Source organism: Marinomonas spartinae (assembly GCF_016461715.1).
Classification (GTDB): domain Bacteria; phylum Pseudomonadota; class Gammaproteobacteria; order Pseudomonadales; family Marinomonadaceae; genus Marinomonas; species Marinomonas spartinae_A.
On record NZ_JAEMUI010000014.1, the window covers coordinates 105060 to 131319 of the forward strand.

Below are 26260 nucleotides of genomic sequence, written 5' to 3' on the forward strand. Positions count from 1 at the left end.
TTTATGCTCAGTGCTTACGCTTCATTAGGTCTCAACACACAACATGACAAAGACATAGCCCATCAGGGTGTGCAAAAAAGCCGTATTAGGCTTGCGAATCTAAGAAACGCTCGGCATCTAATGCTGCCATACAGCCAGTACCAGCGGATGTAATGGCTTGACGGTAAATATGATCAGACACATCACCCGCCGCAAAAACGCCCTCTACGCTCGTCTGAGTGGCATTACCGTGAGAACCCGTTTGTACCTTGATGTAGCCGTCTTTCATGTCCAGCTGGCCTTCAAAGATGTCTGTGTTAGGTTTGTGACCAATGGCAACAAACAAACCAGCGACATTCAACTCTTTCTTTTCGCCTGTTTGGTTATTCTTAATGCGAACACCAGTAACACCAGCATCATCACCTAGTACTTCATCCAGTTCAGAGTACCATTCAATTTTCACATTACCATTCTTGGCCTTTTCCAACAGTTTGTCAGACAAGATCTTCTCAGAGCGGAACTTGTCACGACGGTGAATCACCGTCACTGTCTTCGCAATATTGGCTAAATATAGCGCTTCTTCAACCGCTGTATTACCACCACCGACGACCGCCACATCTTGATTACGATAGAAAAAACCATCACACGTTGCACAGGCCGATACACCTTGCCCCATGAATTTCGCTTCACTTTCCATACCCAGATACTGAGCACTTGCTCCGGTGGCAATAATCAGTGCGTCACAAGTGTAAACGCCGCTGTCACCTTCTAAACGGAAAGGACGGTTTTTCAGATCGACTTTATTCACATGATCAAAAATAATTTCTGTTTCAAAACGTTCTGCGTGTTTGCGCATGCGTTCCATTAGCTCAGGGCCTTGAACACCTTGATCATCACCTGGCCAATTGTCTACTTCTGTTGTGGTGGTTAATTGCCCACCCATTTGCATACCAGTGATCATTACAGGGTTTAAATTCGCACGTGCTGCGTATACTGCGGCCGTATAGCCTGCTGGGCCGGAACCCAAAATCATTAACTTAGCGTGTTTCACATCGCTCATTTCATTGCTCCTGTAAACGGACATCCTGCTAGCTATTGAACCAGCATCTTTTCATGTGACGAATTCTAACCAATATAGAACAAAACTATTAGCAAAAATTGTTAATAACTAACATAGGGGCGTTCTATGTGTTTTCAAGATTGGCATGTCTGGCATTGCGGATCTTTTGTCAATCGCATTTCACGCCAGTGCCCTGCAAAACCATCGAATATCTTCAATAAACCATGCTCAACACGGCCACAACCACTGGCTATTTTTAGTGCATCCAAGGCTTGCAGCACCCCAAGGGAACCAACTACAGGGCCAATTACTCCACTTTGACTACAATTGAGCTGGGCGTCTGACATATCTGGATACAAGCACTCATAGCAAGGAAACTTGTTCTGATGGTATAAAAAACTCACTAACTGCCCTTCCCAGCGAATCGCCGCGGCGCTCACTAGTGGTTTTTTAGCGGCTAAACAAGCACGGTGAATGGCCTGTCGTGCAGTGTAATTATCCGTACAATCCAGTACCACATTGGCCCGTTCAATCGCTTGATGTAACGGTTCACCTTCCAAGCGATCGGGTAAAACGGTAAGCGTCACATCAGTATTTTTCGCCGCCAACTGAGCCTTGGCTGCCGCCGCCTTGTTTAACCCTAGTTGCGTATCAGCATAGAGTACCTGACGAGGCAAATTGCTGGACTCAAGCGTATCGCCATCCGCTAATATCAATTCTTTGACACCGGCACTGGCCAAATAGGTAGCTGCAATGTTCCCCAATCCACCAAGACCAATCACTAAAATGGTCGATTCAAAAAGAGCCATCTGCCCTTCCACGTCAAAATTGCTCAATAGTAACTGTCGACTGTAGCGTTCAAGCTGAGATTCGTTCATTTTTCCCTTACTCTTTGCTAAAATTATGGGCTTATTTAACCATCGGACACCTAAATGAAATTTCCTGGCAGACGCAAGATCAAACACTACTTTCCCGTTTCTGAAACCAAACCCGTCTTGCCTACTTCCGAGGTGCGTCCCGACAAAGATACCTATATTGTCGGGCTAGATGAAACCATTGTCGACGTTATTGCCAATGTTACAGACGAATTCCTAGACAAATTTAATATCCACAAGGGATTATCCAACCTTGTGGATGAAAAAACGGCAACGGCTATCTACCACGAGTTGACTGAAAAGAAATGCATTTCAGATCATTTTGCTGGCGGCACCATCGGCAACACCATTCACAACTACTCGGTCCTTGCGGATGATAAGTCTGTCTTATTAGGCGTGATGTCATCCAATATCAAACTTGGCTCTCCCGCCTACCATTATATTTGTCATACCAGCAGCAAAGTAGACATGAACCATCTTCAAGGCGTGCCTGGCAACATTGGTGGCGGTATTACCTTGATTACCCCAGATGGAGAACGCACCTTCGCGATAGCTCCTGGTGATATGGATGAGCTAGACGCAGACCATATCCCTGAGCAAATTATTGCAGGGGCGGCGGCCTTTGTGAGCTGTGCTTACCCTCTACGTCATGATGGCAAGCCCATTAAACAAGCCATGTTAACCGCCTTAGAGTATGCCCATCGTCACCATATACCCACCGTGCTAACCTTAGGGACGAAGCATGTGGTGGTCGATCATCACGATGAACTGCTTGAGATCATCAAAAAGTACGTTAATGTTCTTGCCATGAATGAATTAGAAGCGGAAGCCCTCACCGGCTTTTCTGATCCGCTCAAAGCCGCTGATGCGATTCTGGATTACGTCGATATTGTCTTGCTCACAGCGGGACCTGAGGGTTTATATCTATGTGGTCATACAGAAAGCGATTTGAAGCGCGAAACCACTAACCCCATAAAATCTGGCAGCATAGCGGATTTTAATCGCTGGGAATTCAGCCGTCCGATGCCGTTAAAAGCCTGTAAGAACCCAGTTAAGGTCTTTTCACACATTGACCCATACATGGGTGGGCCCGAAAAAATACGTAACACTAACGGCGCAGGAGACGGCGCGTTATCTGCCTTATTGCACGATATCTCAGCCAATCATTTCCATCGAGAAACCTTGCCCAATTCCAGCAAACACACCGCGCCCTTCTTAGCGTATTCATCGTTTGCGCAAATTTGTAAATATTCCAACCGAGTCAGCTATGAGATTTTGGCGCAAAACGCGCCGCGCTTATCACGTGGTTTACCAGAAAGAGAAGACAGCTTAGAAGAAGCCTATTGGGAACGTTAAGTCGTTCCCAATAGGCTATGTGAACACATATAGAATCGATGTGATCGAATAAAGCGAACGCGGAAAACGGTACCACTCACATAAACGTCTGACATAAAAAAACCATGCTTGGTCAGCATGGTTTCTATGTCACGCAATATGACGTGAACTCTGTGTCTAACCGCTGTGTTATTACATGGCTTCGATGCCAAGGGCATCATTGCGTTCAAACATACGATCCAATTCCAGCAAGATCACCAATTCTTCATCTTTTTGGTAAACCCCCTGAATAAACATTAAGGCTTCATCGTTACCCACACTTGGGCTTTGCTCGATTTCCCCTTGGTATAAATAAAAGACTTCTTGAACGGCATCCACCAGAAGACCAATCTGCTCACCATCGTGTTCAACGATAATAATACGCGTGTCATCTGTAATGGTACATTCTGGCAAACTGAAACGAACACGGGTATCAACCACCGTTACAACGTTACCACGTAAATTCACAATACCAAGTACATAGGAGGGTGCGCCTGGTACCGGTGCAATTTCACTGTAACGAAGTACTTCTTTAATCTGCATGACGTTAATACCATAGGTCTCGTCAATAAGCTTAAAGGTAAGGTACTGTAGTAATTCCCCTTTCTTTCCTTCCACTGCAATGTTTTTGCCGGACTCTTTAATAGGCGCTAATTCAGACATGGCTCACATCCATATACAATTAAATTAAGATAGTAAACGAAACAACCGATATGACCAGTTTAGACACATCGGCTGAGGTTTTCGTGCAGATTCATGTAACAATTGGTTATCTTGTTTAGTGATCTTGTTGGATACCAACAATCGTCCAATTGCTTTTCGCATCTGACATGTTTTTTTCTAAGTGCCAAATTTCATTAGTATCAGAGGTTTCATCGCCTTCTTTAATCCAGCCGGTAAACCTCAAGGAAATAGAAGCTACAGAGCCGATGATTTCGCCACGAACCAACTCTACCATCAAAGAAACGACCTCTGTACGAGGTTTGTTATCGCCGTATTTAGCCCTTTCTTTAACCAACATGTTGTAAATTTCAGGGCTGACATAATCCAGTATTGTATTGAAGTTATTATCATCCCACGCTTTTTGTAAAATAATATAGTGGTTTTTGGCTTCTGCCACAAACGCCTGTTCATTAAAACCTGGTGGCAATTGGATCTCTGGTTCACCAGAAAAGCCTGCCCCCATAGCACCAGGGCCTGGTTGAACGCCATCTTGTGAGCCATTATAGGCATCACGGTACATGCCGTTGCCTGCTGATTCTTGTGCAGCACGACGTTTGGGCGCAATAAAAAACTTGTAAATCAAAAAGCCGATCAAGGCAAACAGCAGAATATCGCCAAAGGAGATGCCGTGAAAGGCGCCGCCGAAGATAGACGCAAACAAACCACCTACCAATAAACCGCCTAACAAGCCACCACCAAGGCCACCTAAAAAGCCACCGCGTTTACCTTGTTGGGTATTGCTGGTTGATTTGTTACTGCTAAAGGCTCCGTCTGAATTTTTACTACTTTTAAATTTAGAACTGGAAAAGCTTTTACCAAAACTTCCCCCGCCACCAAATTTTTTGGCATTTGCGTCGGCGCTAAAGCCACCGACGCCTAATGCCAGAACAAATGCCATCAATAAGGCATATACAGATGTTTTCATGGAACTTCTCCGGTTATTTAAAATTCACTAAACCAACGGCATTTCGCAAATCGGCGATACGCTTGCGTGCATGGACACGCGCCTTCTCTCCACCCGCTTGCAACACTTGCTCTACGTGAGCAGGGTTTGCCATCAGCTCTAAATACTTTTCACGCGGTTCAGCCAATTGATCATTCACAAGCTTAAACAACTCTTTCTTCGCTTCGCCCCACGCAATCCCTTCCGCAAAATGCTTACGCATTTGCTCTGTTTGTTCAGGGGTCGCGAAGGCCTTATAAATATCAAACACCGTCGAGTCGTTTGGATCTTTTGGCTCACCAGGCATTAATAAATTCGTTTTGATTTTATTAATGCCTTTTTGTAATTTTTTCTCTGTTTCAAACAGTGGAATCGTATTGTTATAACTCTTACTCATTTTGCGGCCATCCAAACCTTTTAGTATGGACCCTTCTTCGCCCACTACCGCTTCAGGCAACACAAAATGCTCACCAAATAAATGATTAAAACGTCCTGCAATATCACGAGCCATTTCAATATGTTGGATTTGGTCACGCCCCACTGGCACTTTATTGGCATTAAAGGCCAAAATATCGGCCGCCATAAGTATAGGATAGCAGAACAATCCCATTGTGATACCAAAGTCAGGATCTTGATTATCTGCTGCGTTTGCATCCACCGCGCCTTTATAAGCGTGAGCGCGATTCATCAAGCCTTTCGCCGTAACACAAGTGAGTAGCCAATTCAGTTCGGCAATTTCTGGCACATCGGATTGGCGGTAAAACGTTACCTTCTCTGGGTCCAAACCGCATGCTAGCCAAGTAGCGGCAATTTCTTGGCGAGATTGCTGAACACGTGCTGGATCCTGACACTTAATCAAAGCGTGATAGTCAGCCAAAAAAAAGTAAGCATCGGTGTCTTCTTGACGGCTTGCTTCAATCGCAGGTCGGATAGCACCAACATAGTTACCTAGGTGTGGAGTGCCGGAAGTTGTGATACCTGTTAAAACGATTTCTTTTGCCATTGTTCCTACTCAATCATGTTAAAAATTGCGCTAACCCTATCATAAAAAGGTGATATCAAGAACGTTAGCGCTCAATCTCAAACTCGGTTATACACGCCTAAAACCGAGGACATTAACCAGATAATGGAGTTGTTTTTTCCAATATCAAGCATGCGACCAAAGTTCTTCTGGCAATCCAGAGTTTCGCTCAATACGCGTTTGAGCCGCCGCCATCACTAGGCTGGCGGCGCCCCACAAGGAAAATTCTTTTCGCGCCCGAGTGATACCAGTGTAAATTAATTCTCGCGTTAAAACAGGAGAAGGTGTCATCGGCAATAATAGCGAAACCCGTTCAAATTCAGACCCTTGCGATTTATGAACCGTCATGGCAAACACCACTTCAAATTCACTCAAACGACTCGGCAGCAACCCTGTAAAGGAGCCGTCCGGTTGCATAAACCAGACCCGTAATCGCTGAGACTCATCCGGCATGCACAAGCCGATGTCCCCATTAAACAGCCCTAAGCCCGCATCGTTACGCGTGATCATCACCGCTTTTCCTGGGTACCAAACATGGGGATCTAGGACCCGACCTCGTTGATAAAAATATTGCTCAATGTACTTGTTCACCAGTTCCACACCAAACTCCCCTTGGCGTACGGCAGTGAGTACCTGATAAGAGGAAAACACCTTATACAAGCTCGCGATATCTTGTTTTTGTCGTACCGCCTCCCAGTAGGCATCATAACCTTTCGCTAAGGCAGCGATATTCGGCTTGGTTTGTCCTTCTTCTGGCACATGCCAGTGCACATCGGGGTAATTGGCCTGTAAGCACGACAACACCCCTTTGAGATCCCCCGAGTTCATCGACTTCGCCAACTTGCCAATGCCGCTATTCGCATCAAACCGGTAGCTTTTTCGCAACAAGGTCAGCGCCCGACTGATTGGCGGTGCGGCGGGGTTTGCAAACTGACTGACATTCTCTGCGGTCAGTTGTGTCAAACGCGCCGCCCAATCTGGCTGAAAATAAGCAGTCTCGATTCCTAGGGACACGTCCCCCAAAACGCTCCCCGCTTCGACCGATGCCAACTGATCTTTATCACCTAGTAGAATTAATCTGGCATGGGGTGGCATGGCATCGATCAATTTTGCCATCATAGGCAAATCCACCATGGAGACTTCGTCCACCAGCAATACATCCAAATGCAGAGGGTTTTCTTTATGATGCTTAAAGCGACTGCGGCCAAAATCGCTGCCTAACAAGCGGTGCAAAGTACTGGCTTGCTCAGGAATCGCCTGTTTTATCTCATGGCTTAATGGCAAGTCCGCTTTAGCGTTAGAGATGGACTCCGTCAAGCGTGCTGCGGCTTTCCCGGTAGGCGCAGCCAATTCAATTCGTAGCGGCTTACCTTGCGCCGCCGACTGAGCCACTAACAGAGCCAATAATTTTGTGACCGTAGTTGTTTTGCCCGTCCCTGGTCCACCACTGATCACAGAAAAGGGCAAACTGGCGGCGTTCGCAACAGCGACCTTTTGCCAATTCACCTCTGCGCTTTTCTCGGGAAACAATTGCTCAATCAGTAAGGCATCGGGCTCAAACGGCTCCGCATTGGACTGTCGTTGTAAATACGCTAACACCTGCTGTTCATACTGAAAGTAACGGTACAAGTACAAACGAGTACCCGCGAGCACCATGGGGCATTCCGCCCCTTCAGGCACAGAGCCTTTGGTTGATGTCGCGATTAACGCGCTCGACGATAAGGCCTGACACCAAGACGCGAGTGACAGCACATTACATTGCGCTAACTCAGCCTGTAGCTGTCCTGCGGTGATGCCCTCTGGTGGCTTTTTCCAAACCTTCGCCAGATCAATACAAATATGTCCTGCCCCTAAAAACGCACTGCATAAAGCCCCAGCAACTAGTAACGGATAGTGATCTTCCCCCGCATGTCGTGCCAGCTGTTCTATCCATTGACGATCGATGGGGCGCAAGACGCCACGCTCTTGCCACAGAGCCAAACCAAGTGTTTGCGGTACATTTTGCTCAGCACTTGTCGTCTCATCCAATGACGCCAATAGGTCTAACTGGTTAAAAGAGTCCAAGCTGCCCCTCCTCTTTTGTCGCCGGTTTACTGAATAACACATCCAGTTCGTCAACATGCTCTCGCGTTAACCGCGTTGTAAAAATGCCAGTATTCGAGCCAGGCGTCATGCCTCGTAAAAACAGATAGACCACCCCACCAATGTGAGTGTCATAATCGTAATTGGGCAAACGCTGTTTCAGTAAACGATGCAAAGCCAAGGTATAAAGCTGATACTGTAAGTCGTAACGATGCTCGGCAATGGCATGCTCCAAGGCATTTGCCTCGTAATCGGTGAAGGCATCACCAAGATGATTCGATTTATAATCCAGCACGTAGTAACGCCCCTGCCATTCGAATAACAGGTCAATAAAGCCTTTTAGCATGCCTTTTAGGGGACGATCCTGAATGCTCGGTGCCGACTGAGAAACCCGATCATAACGTCGCGCAATGCGATCCAATTGCAAAGCATTCATACCGCTGACGGGCATAAAAAACTCCATCTCTTTACGACACTGTTTTGGCGTTAAGTGGCCAAGGCTCACGCCAGGCATTAGCTCAGTGTTAACCATGTCAGATAGCCAGTCCATCAACACCGCTTGCCACTCTCCGAAACCTTGCCGCTGAAAATAGTCCGCCATCAAACCTTGGTGGGTCACTTTCAGCAGGTCTTTAAAACTCGGGGCGGAGATCACCTCATGAAGGGCTTTGCCTTCTAGCGTATCGTGTAAAAAGGTCCCTGGTTGGGCGCCACGGGGAAAACTAAAGCGATTTTGCACTGGTTCAACTGGCTCATCAGCGATCAGTAAATCCTCTTCAAACACATCGCTTAAGCGGGCCATTTCATCCAAACCGGGTAGGCTTTCATCGTGCTGTTCTTTTGCCTCCACCACCAAGGAAGAGTAACTGCCCACCCACCAATCACGCTCAATGCGACCACGAAACTCACGGGCATGGGGGCCACTAACCTCCGCTTGAAGCATTTCAAAGCGCGGCAACTCCGGCGCGTCATCCGGTAAAGTAACTAGGGCCATTTGCGCTTGATCTGCTTGGCTCCCTTGATGTTCTTGGGATTCTTGGCATTCTTGAGAGAAGCTCGTGCATAAACGCTCTAGGGTCAATCGTAAATCCCCCGCCGCCAATGGCTCCCCCTCACACAATAAGGCTCCGACACCGCTCAAATGCACATCGCAAATCGCTTCTCGCTTTTGCGTCGCGCCCTTACCAACCTCCATTGCCCCAATAAAACACGCTTCTTTAGATCGCGTCAGCGCCACATAGGCCAAACGAATCTCTGCCGCATACAACTCGGCTTTATGACGCTCGCTTTCCTCTTCATCAGGGTCAATGGAAATCCACAGTTGTTGCTGATCATCGTGGTAAAGGGCTGACTTGCCTCTGTCTTGAAACGGCGTTAATGCAAAGGGCAAATAGACAATCGGGTATTCCAAGCCCTTACTCTTATGGATGGTGACAATACGCACCAGCTCCGCATCGGTTTCAAGGCGAATTTTTTGCTCATCGCTGTCCCCGTTCGGGTTTTGAATCGACAGACGTAAATAACGCAGTACCCCTTCTTTGGAATCCAGTTCGAGGGATTTTTGTTGCAGTTTTTCCGTCAGATGCAAAAAGTCCGTTAAACGTCGCTCGCCTCCTACTTGCTCCAACATGGTCGGTGCGAGATCCACGTCTTGCATAAACTCTCGCAACATCGGCAGCAACCCTTGCTTATCCCATATTTCTAAATACGCTTGAAAAGATTGCACCCACTTTTCGTACACCACATCGTCGTGATTAAGGGTATCCAACGCCTCTAAACTCCAACGAACCAAGCCCGTTGCCAGAGCTGAGCGCATTTTCATTTCTTGTCCATTGGAAAGTATCGCCGTCAGCACGATCAATAGCTCCCGCGCTTCCACGGTATCAAACACCGAGCCTTTATCACTTAGATAAACACTGGGGATGCCCCGACGGCGCAATGCTTCTTTCAAGGCATTGGCTTGATTAAAATTCGTCACCAAAAGCGCCACATCTTTTGGCCGTAGCCCTTGGTCACCAATTCGTGTTTGCTGACTTTGTCCTTCAAGTAACAACCCATGTAAATGGGCCGCACAGGATTCCGCCATAATGGTACGATATTGCGCGCTGGATACCGGTTCGTCGCTTGGCTGATATAAAAATTGCAACGCCGCTTGAGGTTGACCTTGACGAATAAAGGTCCCCTTAATGCCCCGATCCTGAACTTGCACAAACGGAATGCCGTTTACCCGAAACGGCTCGTCTTGTGTGGAAAACAAGGCATTCACCGCTTGAATCATTGCTGCCGACGAGCGGTAATTGGTCGCCAAAGAATACACATTATCGACCCTTCTTTTGGCCGCCAAATAGGTATAGATATCCGCTCCCCGAAACGCATAAATGGCCTGTTTTGGATCACCAATCATAATCAAGCCAAGTCGGTTATCCTCTGGCGAAGCATCTTTATAAACACTTGAGAAAATCCGATATTGCACGGCGTCGGTATCTTGAAACTCATCAATCAGAGCAATAGGATACAAATGGCGAATTCGCTCGGCCAGCTTGCCCGTAGTATCTTGCGCTAATGCCACATCCAACGAGGTCAGTAAGTCGGTAAACGTCAGCGATTGGGTACTGCGCTTCCATTGCTGCATACGCTCTTTGGTTTTCTCCCACAACTGGGCGAGCAACACGGCTTTCAGCCGCCCAGACTCTGGGAAGATTTCTCGCAACTGCGCAACATCGCTGAAAAAAGCATGGGCTGGCAATGAACCATTTTTACTTAACCGCGTCGCGTGTTCATGGGTATCAAACTTTTCTAGACATTTATCCAACTCGAAACGGGATGAATGAGCCCATTGCGTCATGGCCTGAATGTCTTTAGAAGGGTCTTTGCGCCAAAACGTCCGTTTAATGCCACTGTTTTCAAGCGCATTAATAATATCTTGGGACTGTTCGCGCCACATTCCCCGTACTATTTCGATAGCCTCTTGGGCCGCCACTAAAGCCCCTTGCCAGTCGTAATCAGGGGACACCAGTTTGGCGTCAGGCTGGTTCTGCAATAGTGATAAATCTTTTTGTAACGCGTCTGGCGATGACCAAATGGGCTTAATTAATGCCGCCTTATCATCATCCAGTGGGTAAAATTCACTGCGCCATACATCTTTGACCGCCATAGAAAGGGGCGCTTGCTCGTCTGTTTCGATGGTTTGCTGAAACAACATGCGACTTTCAAAAGCATTCTGACTCAACATGCGCTGACAAAAACCGTGAATGGTAAACACCGCCGCCTCATCCATTTGTTTTTCAGCGTAGAGCAGCTTCTCGATGGCATCGGCTTGCAGCGTAGGGCTCATTTGCTCGATCCAGTCTTTTAAAAAACCATCGTTTGTCTCGTTTTGCATCAGAGCCTTACGGGCCGTTCGAATCCGCCCACGAATACGCGCTTTTAACTCGGCTGTGGCCGCTTCGGTAAAGGTCACCACCAGAATTTGATCCACTGTCAGAGGCTTAACTAAGTCCCCTTCCAGCCCAGTGGGCACCAACAAGCGTAAGTACAAATTGGCAATCGTGTAGGTTTTCCCTGTCCCTGCGCTGGCTTCGATCAAACGCTTGCCATACAAAGGAAAGGTCAACGCATCTAACGCTTGCACAGACGGCATATCGCTCATTCCAGCCCCTCCAAATGACGGTGCATGGGCAACCAGACCTGTTCGCACAAATGCGTAAAGCGTTCTTTTTGCTCCAGCAAAGAAGGGAAATAACGCTGCCAATAGGCATCATCCACTTCACTCTTGGTAAACGCACTGCTGCTTTCTTGGTAAAGCTTTACCGCTTGCTCCCAGGCGACTTGTTCGTCCTCCGCCGTTTTCGGAGCACAGTAACTTTTACACCAAGCATCCGCTGTTTTGGCAGGCAAAGGAATGGGCTCACATAAACCTAACTGCAATAGCTCCAATAATGTATTCAGGTGCCCTGTCGCTTCAGCGGGAGACAACATCATAAAGCCATATTGCGTCATTTTGCCCGCTTTAGATAAATTAATAAGATGATGTTGCTTGGGGGTGCCCTGAGCGCACAAAGCCAAATGTTCGATCCACGTTTGCATTTTCTGATTGGCGGTTAGATCACCAATTCGATAAGATAAACGTGTTGTCGGCGTCGCCAACTTAAGCCACCCTTGCAACTCAAACGATCCTATTTTCACACTCACCTCAAGTGGCGAAATGGCCTCTTGGTCAACGCTTTCTTCTAAAACGTAACCCCGTAATACATCAACCAATTGCTGGCACTGTTGGCGATAATGGGCCAAAGACAAGCGCCCAAACGCCCCATAGGGCAATACACCCGTTAATGGTAAGCGTTTAAAAAAAGTTTCTTCGTCGCCGTTGAGCATCGCTTCTAACATCTCGGATTGCAGCAAATACCCCGACAACCCTTCTAATGCAAAAGGCTCGTCTTCAAATTCCTCTTCCTCTTTGAGAGTTAAAAAGGCTTTGAGTCGTCTCTGGGTAAAATATCGAGCAGGATTGGCGATAAAACGTGATAACTCCTCCAATGGTAATTCAAGACGAGGTTGCTCCTGTGCCGCCAACGGCGCTAAGGACAAAGGCTGACTCTCTTGGGCACGATGCAACAACGCGGGCAGCCACTGCTCGTTAAAGCTGTAAAATCGTGCGTGCTGGCTCCCATCATGGTAATAAAGAGCGTTAAACGGCTGCAACGGATGCTCAGTCACGAGTTTTTCTAAAAAGGCCGTTTGTGCCTCATCGGGGGGCAATAATTCATCCCCTGCAAACACGCAACTTTGTGTCATATATTCCAATAATTCACTCACGAGAATAGAAGGATTTTTCTCGCTGTTATCACGAATGCTTCTTCCAACATAACTTAGATAAAAGCATTCACGGGCCGACATCAGCGCCTCAAGAAACAGATATTTGTCGTCCTCACGACGGCTTCGATCACCACTGCGATAATCCCCTACCATCAAATCAAACCCCATAGGCGCCACACTGCGGGGGTAATCTCCCTCATTCAAGCCTAATACACAAATGACTTTAAATGGCACAGAACGCATAGGCATCAAGGTACAAAAATTCACCCGTCCCGCCAAAAAGCGTTGCCCACCTTGTGCTTCTTGCAGCATAGGGGACAAGACCTGACGGACCACTTGCTGCTCTAACCGCTCGGTAAAATAGGCATGCTGCCACTGCAATGTCAGTGTATCTAATTGCTTACTAAGCAAAGTAGGAAACGCATCATCCTCTTCCACCAAGAAGAAGCGTTCGCACAAGTGATACAGGGTCTCTATCCATTCTTTGGGGGTGAGTGAGTCCATTAATCGACTTTGTGCCTCATTGATGGCCGCTAAAAACTCCGCCAACTTACCCGCAACAGACGCTTCTAACCCTTCAATATCGCCATAGCTTAAGGTATTTTCCCAAATATGATCGTGTCCCATGGCGTAGCCGAGTAGCATCCGCCGCACCCCATTCAGCCAAGTGTGAGACTCCTGACGAGGCAAATCATGGCGCTCTGCCGTATGCTTATCCAAGCCCCAGCGAATGCCCACTTCTGTTGCCCATTGGCGTATGCGCTCCAACTCATGGGCTTCTAATTCAAACCGTGCCAGAACCGCTGGTACTTCTAACACGCTGATTAATTCGGAAAGTGTAAAGCGGCTTTCGCCTAAGCCAAGCAGATACAAATAGGCATCGACAATGGGGTTTTCCATGCCGCCCGCCTGGTCAATCAAGGCGAAAGGAATATGCTGAGCATGGCCTTTTCTATGGCCACTCTTTTTTTCGCTACCAAAGACGGCCTTCACAAACGGGCTATAGGTATTCACGTCAGGCAACATGACGATAATGTCTTTCGGTGTCAGCGTCGGATCGCTTTCGAACATATCCAATAGCTGATCATGCAGCACTTCCACTTCACGCAGCGGACTATGACAAACCTGAACTCGCACACTCTTATCGTCAGGCGCAATCACATGGCGATAATCTGCGGTTGTTATGTCGTGCTGTCTCTCCTCCTTCGCCCCATGGTTTTCTAGGGTCAACACATCTTGTTGTACCCATTGTAATAAGCCACTTGTTTCGGCAGATTCATCCGCTTGAGAGGATTGATAATCTTCGAAGACTTCCACCTCACCATCGGCGATGTCTTGTAACTGAGCGATGTAATCACGACCAAGGCGCCCCCAACTGGCAAGCAGTGGATTGGCCTCCAAGTGCAATGTATCGATACTCAACCCAGGCTTCAGAGTTTGGCGCTTAATCACCCGACCTATGTAATGTTTATCCACCACGTCGCCCCAGTAAAAACGACAAGGGTTTTGCAGAAAGAGATGAATATCAATCCAACCGGATGACGCGAGCACACGAAGCGACTCCAACGTATTCGGCGGCAACGAAGACACACCAAAGATAAAAATACGCGACGGCATGTCTTCTGGTCGTTGGCGAGAACTGGCCGCCTCCGCCAAGGCTTCAATCAAATTACCACGGTGATATAAGGACGTTCCGCGCTCCGCTACATCGGCCACCAGATCCCGCCATAAAATCGCTTGCCAAGGTTGCTGCTCAAAGATGGCTTTTAGCTCCGGATCTTGCGCTTCCCCGCCTTCCCAAGACTTGATCCAATCCGGACGATACACCAAATATTGGTCGTAAATATCCGCAATGCTACTGCACAACTGAAAACGACGTACTTGACTGTCGTCCTCTTCGAGATACCAACTAAGGGCCTGAAACTCCTCCTCAGCAAGGCGTCGATCTAACAAACGCATCAAACGCCAAACCAAAAAAGGCTTATTAAACTCACTTTGCTCGGGGATATCGGATAAAGTTTGCGCAAAACTTTGCCAAACAAAGGTAGAGGGTAAAGGAAAGGCGATGCCCGCCGCGATACTATGCAGCTCGGCTAAAAACATCTTCAACCACTGGGCCATGCCAGGGTTTTGCACAAGAATACGCTCATCCTCAAACGGATTGTCCGGGGGAGACAGCGCGAGAATCTTCGCCAGAAGCACCGCTAAATCTTCAAGACGGTTTCCGGTGTAAAGCTGGAACATGCACAAACCCTTTTTTCAGGAAATAACAGTCATTTAACACAAACAACGAAGCGAACAGTATAGAAAAAATCGCCCGACCTTGCGCGCTTTAAAGCAGAAAATTGAGTGTCTATATGGATTGAAGAAACAGACAGAAATGGCGAAGACCAATTATTGCAAATTTTGACACAGAGGAAAGGGATGTTGAAGGACGCTTCTTTGGGCAATGATACTCATAAGTAAAAACGAAAAATGGAGTGCTAAATTAGGCTAGAATGAGCTGCTCAGGGTTGGCCTTCGTCAGCCTGAGCAGCTTGGAGTGTCGTCTTTTGGCTAGTAGCAGACATTGAATTAATGTCTAGTACAAGTTAACTGTCCACGGAATTCCTTAAAAGCAGTAGCTTTCTAGGTGTGTAGGTTCAAGCGTTTCTTATAGACCTCAAGTCGCTTGTTGGCTCTATCGACAACATCATCGTAGTAAAGAATTTCAGAGTACAATTCACCCAGTCTTTGTCCAGATGAATGTTCAATAATATCTTCTGTATTAAACCAACCTCGATTGCTTGGGAAACGCTTATATCCCGTAAGTCGATTTACATTAACAGTTTTGCCAATAAGATAGCCGTAAAACTTTTTTAGTTTCCCATTTGATTTAGCGGCTAAAAGTTGAGAATACTCCATCAAATCGCCAATGTGTGCATCCATGCTGACATTCGGTGCTTTAAACTCAATAATTATTGCTGAGCCTTCTTTGCTGAAAATCGCTATATCTGGTCTTTTGGATGAATTGTTCTGATAGTTAATTTGAAGAATTTTTGATAGCTCATCGTCAATATCATCTGCAAACAAATTTGACCCATCTTCCCACGTTATTTTTGATAGTGCTATATCAGAAGCGATATAGTCAAAATATTGATATTCTTCATTCAATATCCAGATGTCGTGATCTTCAGACTCTATGCTGTCAGTACGCATCGGAAAGAAAATATTGTGGATAATTTCTTCATCTTTCCGTCTATTGCCTTCTGAAAGGTTCTGAATATTTAGATTGGTGTTGATGGCAAGTTGTAGTATTTGGAGAATGGCAGTTCTCCTAACCACAAGCTGAGAGAGATTTGCCATATCAACACTTTTTATCGACGATGTATATTTCCACGCAAGCTCGTTTATTTTTTCTCTGAACTTATCGCTAGAAGGGTCTGAACTTTCGATTTTCTCTCTAATATCAAATATTTCGGATGTGTCTTTAATAATCTTGTCTTGGTAAGAACTTAATACGCGCTTAACTACTTTTTCTTCTGTGTCTCCATAGGTTATTCTCACATTAGCCTCTGAAATCATTTCAGCAGAGATTCCATAGCGATTCTTTACATTGCGGACAATATCCTGCCTATCCCAATCAGGTGGCTCGATCATCCGAATGATAACATCATCTATCTCTGAATAAATTTCTGAAAATGATAGCATTGACGATAAAAAAGATGATTCTTCTGCATTATCCTGAGGCAAATTAAAAGCATCCCTCTGTTCATTGACATTTTCATTCAGATATTGACTTTCTACTAAGAGAATATGGTAGTGATTGTTGACGGGGTTATTTTCCAGCGTTTTTGTTTTGAGATAACGCTTCGTGATGTTTTCAACAATTGAAGATTTTGCACAAAGCGCAATTGTGTTGCTCTTCAAGTTATATTGGTCTTTATCGAGTTGATAATGGGTAATAGTAAAACTTTCAAAACTACTTAATATGTTTCCATAGATGTCGTGGTAATAAATGTTCAATAATTCTTCGCTTGTTGGAATTGGAAGTTCCTCAAAGGTCAGCTCAGATTCACTTGAATTTTCTCCAAGGGTCGTTTTAAACCTAATTGAAAACTCCCCAAGTCGCTCCTTAAGGCTAACGAGCCGTTGAAGACAGGAAATTAGGACGTGACTTTTTAGTGCTTCAGGTGAAAACTCTGCATATAAATTTTTACCCAAAAATATTTTCTCGTAAACCTCCGACTTGATCACATCTAATGTGATCGTCGTTACCATCTCCTGATCTTGAGATATAGAAGTTTGAAAAGAATCTTCGTCTATTTCCTTTTTGTTGGAGTCAACATTTAATGAACGTAACTTGTACCCTCCACCCGACAAAAAAGTGCTTTGAATTTTTAGTTTAGAAAAATAATGCAAAAACTGTATTCTGCCTGAGCCTTTGCACTGTCCAATACCGCTAATTTTTAAGTCGTCTTTATAGGATGTGTCTTTTGTAACAAATGCCTTCATTTGCTCATCGCCAAGACCAGCACCATTATCTGTACAGGATATTTTTAGGTCATGGCTTTGATCGGCTAAATCTTTATTGAAAAGCTCAATAGAAAAATAAACTTCAAAGCTTGGTGCATTATCTTCAGCGTCCTTTCTAATAAGGTAGGAGTCAATGGCATTAGATAACAATTCATCAATAACCACATAATAATTAGTGTTGATGCGTGTGTTCTTTAAACTTCCACGAATATCTAAAGTCATTTATTTGCCTCCGATGCCATTACAATCAATTGCGCCTCAATATTCATGCTTCACGCTGTCACTAGCTTGACGTTTTTCGCATCATAGCGATACTGACTTATACTTCCATCCTTAATCTTCTCTACAACTTCATCAATAATAAACAGCGGTACGAAAAACCATTCCCTAGGTATCACAGGATTACCAAAGCGATCATTGATTTGAATTTCAAGCTTGGAAGGCTCAAAAAAGCGATGCAGGAGATGTTCAAGTTTCGTTCGGTTTATATTGTACAGCTCATAAGTAGCAACAACGTCAACCTCGGCCATCAAATATGTGGGATCTTGCCTTGCGTTAGCGATACGTGTTTTAACACTCCCGCCCGTCACACCTATTTTGTGTATCAGATTACGATTCTCTGCAATGGTTGTATGCTCTGACTTGCTACGCAATACATAGATGGTGCCACTAGCTATATCCTCATCATCCATGACACTATCAAATAATGGCCCAGCGGAAAGCGAGACAATCCTTCTGCTCGCTTCATCTACATAGAGGGCTTTTTGCATAGAGCGAAGAAGCAAGTCACTTTCTGTTTTGTTATCAAAGATGACCCGAAGCCTGTAATCGTTTTTATCAAAGCCATAAATGCGCTCTTTGCTAATATCCGCAATATAAGCTTTTTGCCCATTTACAATAAACCAATCGCCTTGATTGATTTCTGCCATGGTTGATTGGCCTTTCTGGCTTTTAAGTACCTTGGCTTCGAGTAAGCCGCTGGTGAGTTGATCTTGTACCTGATCGAACAACGGCTTAAATTTATCAAAGTCAGCACAGGGCGTGCGGCTGGCGATCTCCTCTGCGGCTCGCACTTCTGCACGAGGTTTAACATGTTTGAGGAAAGTCACATCACTTTCTTTTGGTGCTGTTATACCTAGCTCATCTAATAACTCAGCATCCGTTTTGTATTCTGCTCGCGCTTCGGCAATACCCTGTTCGGGAGTCAGTAAGCCTTGATAATCCAGTGCTTCAACCAAGTTCCTACATTCCTCTAGCGACCGTATACGGTCTAAGCGCGTGGCATATAGACGCTCAAAAATATCTTTGTCTTCGCCATGCTGTGGTTGGTGTCCATGCTCTTCGACAAAGCGCTGTATTTCCTCAAAACCCGCGATAATACGTTCTTCTTTCGCTGAATAGGCCGCTTTTTTTATGGGAGAGACTTCCACGCCTAACTCTTCGAGTAGCGCTTTATTAGACTTTTGCTGTTTTGTATCAGCCATTGTTTTCTCCATAAGAGCTTTCCTCTGCTACTTTACGCGTAAGAAATGCAATACCTTCGGCCATACGCTTTTCCCAAGGGTCAGCTGCACTCAACTCGGGCAAACGTCCACGCTCTTTCTTAAACTTAATAGCACGGTCAACGAGCTCTCTGGCTTCTTCTTCAGTGAGAGAGACTTTTTTAGCGGCAATGACCGCAGCAACCTGCTTCAAGCTTTCTTCCCCCATGGACTTTGCCAAAATAGCATAGGCTTCCCTGAATGGATTGATACTATCAATCAGATCTATATCAAGATCACGCACATCCATCGCAAACTTTCTGACACCATCGACAAATGCAGTACTTCCACTATGCTCCTTGTCATTACTTTGATTGACGATTTCTTTGGCTTTTTGAGTGAGATTTAACGCAGCGATAGCATGTTGGCGGATGGCTTCTTGGTCTTCATCGTCAAGCTCTGGGTATTTGTCTTTCACAATCTTACCCATACGAACCTGTGTTAGTTCTTCAGGAATGGTCTCTTCATCAAACAAACCACGTTCCAATGCTGTTTTGTCTTGAACAAACGCAGTAATGACTTCGTTCAAATCTTCCTGACAAATGCGTTGCGCATCCGTGCTTTTGGGTTCAGCAAGTCCATTAATCTCAATTTGAAATTGCCCAGTAGATTCATTGAAACCGACATTATTACCGTTGGGATCATAGCCATTTTCACCATAGTCAAAGCCCTCCACAGGAGTGCTTTGTGCGTTCTTGGGTGTGAAATTAAATCTGGGGGCAAGCACCTGCTCCATCAGCAAGCTAGCAGCAATGGCTTTTAACGTATCGTTTACCGCATCGGTAACCGCTTCTTCAGACGCATCAGGCTCCGCAATCAGGTTGGTAAATCGTGCATGAGTTTTGCCTTTGGCATCACGCGTTGCCCGGCCAATAATCTGAATAATTTCTGTAAGGCTGGCGCGATACCCTACCGTGAGAGCATGTTCACACCATATCCAGTCAAACCCCTCTTTCGCCATACCCAGTGCAATGATGATATCGACATGATCACGATTGTATTTCGCTTCTGGCATTCGCAATCCCGCAGACACTTTCTGTTGCTTAGAAGGGTCTACTAAATCTGCAATTTTAAGCAACTTGCCATCTTTCGCTTTAACAAGGTCGAATCCCGTTTCTGGGTCAATCCCATGCCATTCACCCAGCTCATCAATAATATGCTCGACCTCTTTGATCTTATCTTTGCTGCTTTCACGAGAATTGACATTAGGAATGTGAATAATGGTTTTTTCATTGGGGTTCAGCACACTGAGAATATCGTCCGAATAAGAGCCAGAATAAAAGTAGTAACCAATGTCCAAGGTTTTGAGATATTCATAACCGTTCAACTGCTCATAGTAGGTATAGGTAATTGTATCGAATTTCGCCTCATCCTCTGGTGATAACACGGCTTCGGCATCACCTCTAAAGTATGAACCAGTCATCGCCACAATATGCACTTTATCCCGTGCAATAAATTGTCCTAATTGAGCGCCTAAGCGGTTATCTGGGTTAGCACTAACATGGTGAAATTCATCCACCGCAATAAGGCAACCATCAAAAGCGGGAACACCAAATTTATCGACCGCAAAGCGGAAAGTGGCGTGGGTACAAACCAATACTTGGTCATCACTCTCCAAAAACGCCTTAACAGAATTCACCTTGCCGCCGTCTTCACCGGGGGCATTACATAGATTCCACTTAGGCACCACCTCCCAATCCCAATAGAAACCATGCAAGCTTAACGGCTCGTTATTGAAACTAGAACCAATGGACTTTTCAGGCACAACGATGATGGCTTTTTTGATGTTTTGGTTATGCAATTTATCCAGCGCGATAAACATCAAGGCGCGGCTTTTACCAGATGCTGGTGGCGATTTAATCAGAAGGTATTGTTCGCCTCGCCTTTCGTAGGCACGTTCCTGCATAACACGCATACCCAGCTCATTCGCTTTAGTTGAGCGACCATTACAGGCGTAATTAACGGAAACCGAAGGAATATGTTTGTTTGTCATGCCTTTAACCCTTGTTTTGATCTTTTAAGCGCTGTTCCAGTGCTTCCAGTGATTTTAAATCTTCGATATCCGCCTCAGTTGCTTCATGCTGACGTCGCTGTTGGTCAAAGTCCTCATAACGCGTTTGGGCAATCCGTTTCATCTCTTCATGACTAACCGTCCCAGCACCATCTAATACCGCTTGATCATTAAACGCCAACATACGGTCTAAATTGTTCTGCCAGAATTCAAGTGTCAGATCCTTTTGTTGTTTTACCCGCAACTCAGCTTGCTCAAGAAAGATCACTACCAAGCGATTTAGGGTATCAATCTCATCCTCAGTCAGATAATTTTTGGCAATGATCACATCCTGCTTGCGCACTCGGCTGCCTTTCCAAGAGGTTAACGCCATATTCGGCTGGCTCACATCCGCACGAGCCACCACCAACTCGGCTGCGGTATAGCCCGTAGCAGCATAAAGCAGTTTGTTTTGTGCCTGCGCAAAAAATAACTGAGTATCCTGCTCATGCTGTAAGTAATCAGAACTGAGAGCGAAAAGGTCTCGTACTTTCTGGTAAAAACGCTTTTCCGAGGCGCGAATATCACGGATGCGCTCCAGTAGCTCATCAAAATAATCCCAAGCACCGGGGTTCTTTAGGCGTTCGTCATCCATAACAAAGCCTTTAATCAAATACTCTTTCAGATGCGTTGTCGCCCATTGGCGAAACTGCACGCCACGAGGGGAACGCACTCGATAACCAATGGCTAAAATCAGCTCTAAGTTGTACATAGCAATCTTGCGCTGTACCTGACGCTTACCCTCAGATTGAACTGTCAAGGATTCCTTGACAGTTGCCTCGACCCGCAACTCTCCCTCATTAAAAATATTCTTCGCGTGCAAAGAAACATTCTGTTTCGTGGTTTGAAACAACTCAGCAATCTCTAGCTGAGTTAACCAGATAGTTTCTCCCTCTACCCTAAGATCAAGTCGAGTTTTACCATCCGCACTGGTATATAAAATTAAATCCATTATTTTCGTCCTTGTTTATTCAAGGTCATTTTGGTGTAGAGCTCAAAGAGCTTTTCTAAGCGCTCCGTGTCATTTTTAAAGCGACGACCAATATAAATGCGTTCCAATACGTCATCATTGCGTTCATGAGCACGACGCAAATTATCGGGCATTTTTTCGGGGTCATAGAGATCGGCAATGGTTGCTGGAAAATGTGCTTCACGCACTAGAAGAATATCTTCTGCGCAACGGGTTAAATCATCTTTATTTTTTTGAGTCAGTGAAGGTAATGGAAAAGTGTTCCAACCTAGGGTATTGGAATAGCGATAATCTGTTTTAAGTTTTCCACAAACTGTGGCTATCCAAATGAGATGTAGCCGAGAGGCGATTAACGACATATTCCAAAGAGGAGCATCATAGAGGGCGAAAGCAAGATTTGAAACGATGGTTCCGGCAGGTACATAACTACAAGGCAGGTATTTTCTAGACTCTGAAGATACACTAGGAACGATAATCGTTGAATGTTTACCGGAATACATCCTCTGAAATTGATGGGGCTTTTCGGCAATATCCCTCGCTGTTTTTCCCCCATTTCGTCGCAAACTCCGTACATTTTCAATCCGCTGAGCAATAGGAGCAATTTCCTGCGCTTCTGCCAAACTTCGATTTTCAATCCACAAACAGTAGCGCTCTAAACCTCGAATTAGTTCGGCTGAGCCGTATATCCTCCGAACGAATAGACTTTTCTGAGAGGAAGTAAGTTGCATTAAGTCAAGTTCCGCACGGGAAAGCAATAAATTGCCGCCATCAATTGGTGTATTTCCAAAAGTCATCAAGTTCTGCTCACTAATAGGTTGGCTTGCCTTGTCTACAATGGCACTTTCCCCAGAGGTTAGATAAGCGTTGATGTGGGAACACTGTCGCTCAATAGTTTCAAATGAATCGTTTAGTGAGAATAAGCGCCGCGGGGTACGGGGTTGTCTAGAAATACAAATGACAACGACTGTTACGCCAGCATTATTGCTTGCAAGATTTGCCCAGCGAAAAGACGTATGGGCAAATTCGATCTGACAGCCACTGGCGAAAATTTCTGGCCACAGCGTTGGAACTTGTAAACCTTGGCATATTGAGTTTGTGGAGACAAAAGCAGCGGCAGACTGAGTGTTTATTCCGTAATCGGCAGCCTTCATAAACCATGCCGCAACATAATCCAGAGATTTCCAGTTCTTAACTCGATTGTCGAAAATAGACTGCAATTCCGCTTTTTGCTCATCTTTTTGATCGCGGGAACCAAGATATGGAGGATTGCCACAGATATAGGTTTCTCCACCCTCATTTTCAAAATCCACTTCAGCTTGATTTGCAGGTGTGCTGAAAAGGTCATCTCCTGCCAGTGTTACCGTCTTTCCTGAGGGTGGACAAATCGAAAGCCAATCCATTTCTAATGCATTGCCACAGGTAATCCAGTTTTCAGTATCCAGAGGTAAAAATACCGACAGTGCTTCTTTTTGACCGCGATATAAAACATCACACTGATACTCAGCAATAATTAACGCAAGCCGTGCAATTTCTGCCGGAAAATCCCGCAGTTCAATACCCCGAAAGCTTCTAAGAGAGATATCACTAGGACGCCCTTTTTCGCCGCGACGTTCGTTAATTTTCGCTTCAATTTCCCGCATCTGCTTATAAGCAATGACCAAAAAATTCCCTGAGCCGCAGGCAGGGTCAAAGACACGAATATTGGATAGACGTTTACGCAAGTTAAGTAACTTGCGCGGGCTATCGGCGGCTTGCGCTAATTGCTCACGTAGGTCATCCAGGAACAATGGATTTAGAACTTTTAAGATATTAGGCACACTGGTGTAGTGCATCCCTAATGCGCCACGCTCCTCATCATCTGCCACCGCCTGAATCATAGAGCCAAAAATATCTGGGTTGATTTGCTTCCAGTCCAAGGTGCCGACATGTAGCAGATAAGAGCGGGCAATTTTGGTAAAGCGTGGCACTTCTGTGCTACCTGAGAAAAGTCCGCCGTTGACATAAGGGAAGCCATCGGCCCATGAGCGGATCTTTTCTTTTTGACGATCCGTGGTTTTGGTATTCATGGCGCGGAAAACTTCGCTCATCACCTCATGGGTGTTAGAAGAATCTTTTGCGCTCATTTGCTCAATGGTGGCGGTAAACAGGTTATCGCCGTTAAAAATATCGGTATCTTCAGCAAAGAAGCAAAAAATCAACCGCGCCATAAAGTGGTTCATATCATGGCGGCGTTCTGAGGTCCCCCAATCGGGGTTGTTTCTTAGCAGTTCAACATACAAGCGATTTAAGCGACTTGTCGCTCGTATATCAAAGGTGTTTTCGCGGATTTGTTTAACCGTGGTAATGCCCGCCAATGGCAAGAAAAAGCCAAAGTGGTTGGGGAAGTCTTTGTAGTCGCAAGCAACCGTTTCGCCGGAAGCAAGGTCTTCCGCCTCTAGGTTGATGCCATCGGTTACCAATATGAATTTAGCTTTGGCTTTGCTTGTAGCTGGGCTGGCCTTGAGAGCCTGTAACGTCGTCGTGACATTACCCTCTACACATACCGCAATATGAATATTGTTGCGCTGTAATACACCGCCTTCGATATCAGAGGCATTGGTCGAACCACTTTTTAATCGCTTGATCGTAGTGGCTTTATTACCAAACGCTTCCAAGAAGACATAGGGAAACTCTGCGGGATCGAATACCTGTTCGGCTAAGTGGCTTATCGCTTCTTCTATCTCTACTGCGTTCAACGGTACTTACCCTTTATCATTATTGTCTTTGCTGCTGGTTTTCTTCTCTTCTATCCAGCGTTCTATATCAGTCTGCTTAAAGCGCCAGCTACCACCAACTTTAAAGCCTGGCAACTTGCCCTCGGCTGCTAGCTTATAGGCGGTTTTTTCCGCGAGTTTTAGGTATGTTGCGACCTCTTTGAGGGTCAAAATTTCTTCAGCCATGATGCCTGCCACGTTGAATGTTGTGGAGAGAATAGAGGAAAATATAGGAATTTTCAACGCAAAACAGAGGCATACACCCTGCTTTCGCACACGGAGCACAAAAAGGGTCTATCTGGACTAAATGGCTTTATATTGCATTGAAAATCCGGGGAAAAGTTTACTTAATTAATGTCCGCTTTGGGTCGTAAGCCGTTGTTTCAGCATAGTATAGTTACAAATCTCCCGCACAACTTATGGCACAGTTTTTTGCTCTTACAACGCTAGGATTAGATATAGGTCACGATTTTCGTCTGGAAGTATGTAAAGGTAGTCGAGGGTTTGGGCTTCGGTGGCGTAGCCGAAGGCTTGCATGATGATGGTGCAGAGGCTTGTTTTTTTATGGGAATGGTCGCCTAGCTTAATATATGCTGTTGAATATCCATGGACTTATGCAGGATGCGGATAATGAAAATATCCTTTTCACGCTTTCTGTAAAAGATGATGTGGTGCTCATGCTCAAAACGGCGATACCCTGTTTTGATGTCATCGCAGGTACGTCCAAGGCTTGGAGTGTCTGCCAATAAGATCACGGCGCGTTCAAGCCCTGTGTCGTAAATATCGGCCTGCTTTTGACCCCACGTCTGGGCGGTGTAGAGGTAAATATCAATCAGGTCTTGTGCGGTAAGCTTTGAGTAGGTGTAGGCTTTATTGACCATTCAGCTTGGCTTTCGCTTGGGCGATGATTTGGGCGTGAGTCAGAGTGCTTTCGCCGCTTTCTTCTCCAGCCTGTAAAGCTTGGCGCAAGTTTTCCAGTTTGGCTTGATATTCGGCCTCTTGCTCTTCCAACAAGCGCAACCCTGCACGTACAGCCTCGCTGGCGTTACGGTAGCGGCCTGTTTCTTTCAGATTTGCAATGAAGCTGGTGAAATGCTCACCTAAATCAATACTGGTCGTCGGCATAATACCCCCTCTATTTTCCCTTTAAAACTACTAATATTTGGTAACTCTGTCAATTTGATGGTTATTAAATAAACAGCACCTGACAACAAAAAACATAGCTGACTTGAAAGAAGAATGAAGTATAAAGGATTGGTGGAGCTAAGCGGGATCGAACCGCTGACCTCTTGCATGCCATGCAAGCGCTCTCCCAGCTGAGCTATAGCCCCGAATAAAATCGGATAAGGTATCCTGAGATGTTCTATGAAGAAAAGTTGGTGGAGATATGCGGGATCGAACCGCAGACCTCTTGCATGCCATGCAAGCGCTCTCCCAGCTGAGCTATACCCCCAAAAAACTGCGGAAGATTCTATTGATGACTTACCGCCCTGTCAATCATTTTAATACCTTCATAAACAAGATCTTGTCTTTTTTCCTCTTCGTGACCCCATAAAAGA

At 45.6% G+C, this 26260-nt stretch carries 17 protein-coding genes and 2 tRNA genes; 1 reads left to right on the forward strand and 18 read right to left on the reverse strand.

From position 1 onward, the window contains the following. Positions 1 to 85 precede the first annotated feature (85 nt). Positions 86 to 1039 (reverse strand): thioredoxin-disulfide reductase, encoded by a 954-nt coding sequence (trxB, locus tag JHD45_RS13935; protein ID WP_067014018.1) that lies wholly within the window; start codon positions 1037 to 1039, stop codon positions 86 to 88. A gap of 134 nt (positions 1040 to 1173) precedes the next feature. Continuing rightward, positions 1174 to 1917: a HesA/MoeB/ThiF family protein gene (locus tag JHD45_RS13940; protein WP_199477123.1), complete on the reverse strand. Its 744-nt coding sequence runs from the start codon at positions 1915 to 1917 to the stop codon at positions 1174 to 1176. A gap of 54 nt (positions 1918 to 1971) precedes the next feature. Between JHD45_RS13940 and JHD45_RS13945 the strand changes: the two genes are divergently transcribed. Further along, positions 1972 to 3270, forward strand: coding sequence for an inosine/guanosine kinase (locus JHD45_RS13945; RefSeq protein ID WP_199477124.1), 1299 nt, complete (start codon positions 1972 to 1974; stop codon positions 3268 to 3270). A gap of 171 nt (positions 3271 to 3441) precedes the next feature. Here JHD45_RS13945 and JHD45_RS13950 read toward each other — a convergent pair whose 3' ends face one another. The 16 genes from JHD45_RS13950 to JHD45_RS14025 all read right to left on the reverse strand — a co-directional run bounded on the left by JHD45_RS13950 (position 3442) and on the right by JHD45_RS14025 (position 26154). Further along, the gene (locus tag JHD45_RS13950) at positions 3442 to 3951 is read right to left on the reverse strand and encodes a chemotaxis protein CheW (RefSeq protein ID WP_067014012.1); all 510 of its coding nucleotides are present in this window, start codon (positions 3949 to 3951) and stop codon (positions 3442 to 3444) included. Positions 3952 to 4066: 115 nt separating this feature from the next. After that, the gene (locus JHD45_RS13955) at positions 4067 to 4936 is read right to left on the reverse strand and encodes a Tim44 domain-containing protein (protein WP_199477125.1); all 870 of its coding nucleotides are present in this window, start codon (positions 4934 to 4936) and stop codon (positions 4067 to 4069) included. Between the two features lie 13 nt (positions 4937 to 4949). Then, complete coding sequence (locus JHD45_RS13960; protein ID WP_199477126.1) at positions 4950 to 5957, reverse strand: tryptophan--tRNA ligase; 1008 nt, start codon at positions 5955 to 5957, stop codon at positions 4950 to 4952. Positions 5958 to 6101: 144 nt separating this feature from the next. Continuing rightward, complete coding sequence (gene recD / locus JHD45_RS13965) at positions 6102 to 8039, reverse strand: exodeoxyribonuclease V subunit alpha (protein ID WP_199477127.1); 1938 nt, start codon at positions 8037 to 8039, stop codon at positions 6102 to 6104. Then, positions 8026 to 11808: an exodeoxyribonuclease V subunit beta gene (gene recB / locus JHD45_RS13970; RefSeq protein WP_233407839.1), complete on the reverse strand. Its 3783-nt coding sequence runs from the start codon at positions 11806 to 11808 to the stop codon at positions 8026 to 8028. The genes recD and recB overlap by 14 nt, the downstream gene beginning before the upstream one ends. Further along, a complete protein-coding gene (gene recC / locus JHD45_RS13975) occupies positions 11703 to 15116 on the reverse strand; it encodes an exodeoxyribonuclease V subunit gamma (protein ID WP_199477128.1) in 3414 nt (1137 codons plus the stop codon). The genes recB and recC overlap by 106 nt, the downstream gene beginning before the upstream one ends. A gap of 384 nt (positions 15117 to 15500) precedes the next feature. Beyond that, positions 15501 to 17609, reverse strand: a complete 2109-nt coding sequence (locus JHD45_RS13980) for a hypothetical protein (RefSeq protein ID WP_199477129.1) — start codon at positions 17607 to 17609, stop codon at positions 15501 to 15503. Between the two features lie 50 nt (positions 17610 to 17659). Next, positions 17660 to 18871 carry a GIY-YIG nuclease family protein gene (locus JHD45_RS13985; protein ID WP_199477130.1) on the reverse strand — a complete coding sequence of 404 codons (1212 nt, stop codon included), beginning with the start codon at positions 18869 to 18871 and terminating at the stop codon, positions 17660 to 17662. After that, positions 18864 to 20921, reverse strand: coding sequence for a DEAD/DEAH box helicase (locus tag JHD45_RS13990; protein ID WP_199477131.1), 2058 nt, complete (start codon positions 20919 to 20921; stop codon positions 18864 to 18866). Before JHD45_RS13990 ends, JHD45_RS13985 begins: the two co-directional genes overlap by 8 nt. Before the next feature lie 4 nt (positions 20922 to 20925). Continuing rightward, complete coding sequence (locus tag JHD45_RS13995; RefSeq protein WP_199477132.1) at positions 20926 to 21930, reverse strand: virulence RhuM family protein; 1005 nt, start codon at positions 21928 to 21930, stop codon at positions 20926 to 20928. Further along, positions 21930 to 24683, reverse strand: a complete 2754-nt coding sequence (locus tag JHD45_RS14000) for a class I SAM-dependent DNA methyltransferase (protein ID WP_199477133.1) — start codon at positions 24681 to 24683, stop codon at positions 21930 to 21932. The genes JHD45_RS13995 and JHD45_RS14000 overlap by 1 nt, the downstream gene beginning before the upstream one ends. 6 nt (positions 24684 to 24689) lie before the next feature. After that, complete coding sequence (mads1, locus tag JHD45_RS14005; protein ID WP_199477134.1) at positions 24690 to 24887, reverse strand: methylation-associated defense system helix-turn-helix domain-containing protein MAD1; 198 nt, start codon at positions 24885 to 24887, stop codon at positions 24690 to 24692. Positions 24888 to 25279: 392 nt separating this feature from the next. Then, the gene (locus tag JHD45_RS14010) at positions 25280 to 25582 is read right to left on the reverse strand and encodes a type II toxin-antitoxin system RelE/ParE family toxin (protein WP_199477135.1); all 303 of its coding nucleotides are present in this window, start codon (positions 25580 to 25582) and stop codon (positions 25280 to 25282) included. After that, positions 25572 to 25826 carry a type II toxin-antitoxin system ParD family antitoxin gene (locus JHD45_RS14015; protein WP_067013994.1) on the reverse strand — a complete coding sequence of 85 codons (255 nt, stop codon included), beginning with the start codon at positions 25824 to 25826 and terminating at the stop codon, positions 25572 to 25574. The genes JHD45_RS14010 and JHD45_RS14015 overlap by 11 nt, the downstream gene beginning before the upstream one ends. A gap of 130 nt (positions 25827 to 25956) precedes the next feature. Beyond that, positions 25957 to 26032: transfer RNA gene (locus tag JHD45_RS14020), tRNA-Ala, on the reverse strand. A gap of 46 nt (positions 26033 to 26078) precedes the next feature. Beyond that, positions 26079 to 26154 (reverse strand) — tRNA-Ala (locus JHD45_RS14025). Positions 26155 to 26260 lie beyond the last annotated feature (106 nt).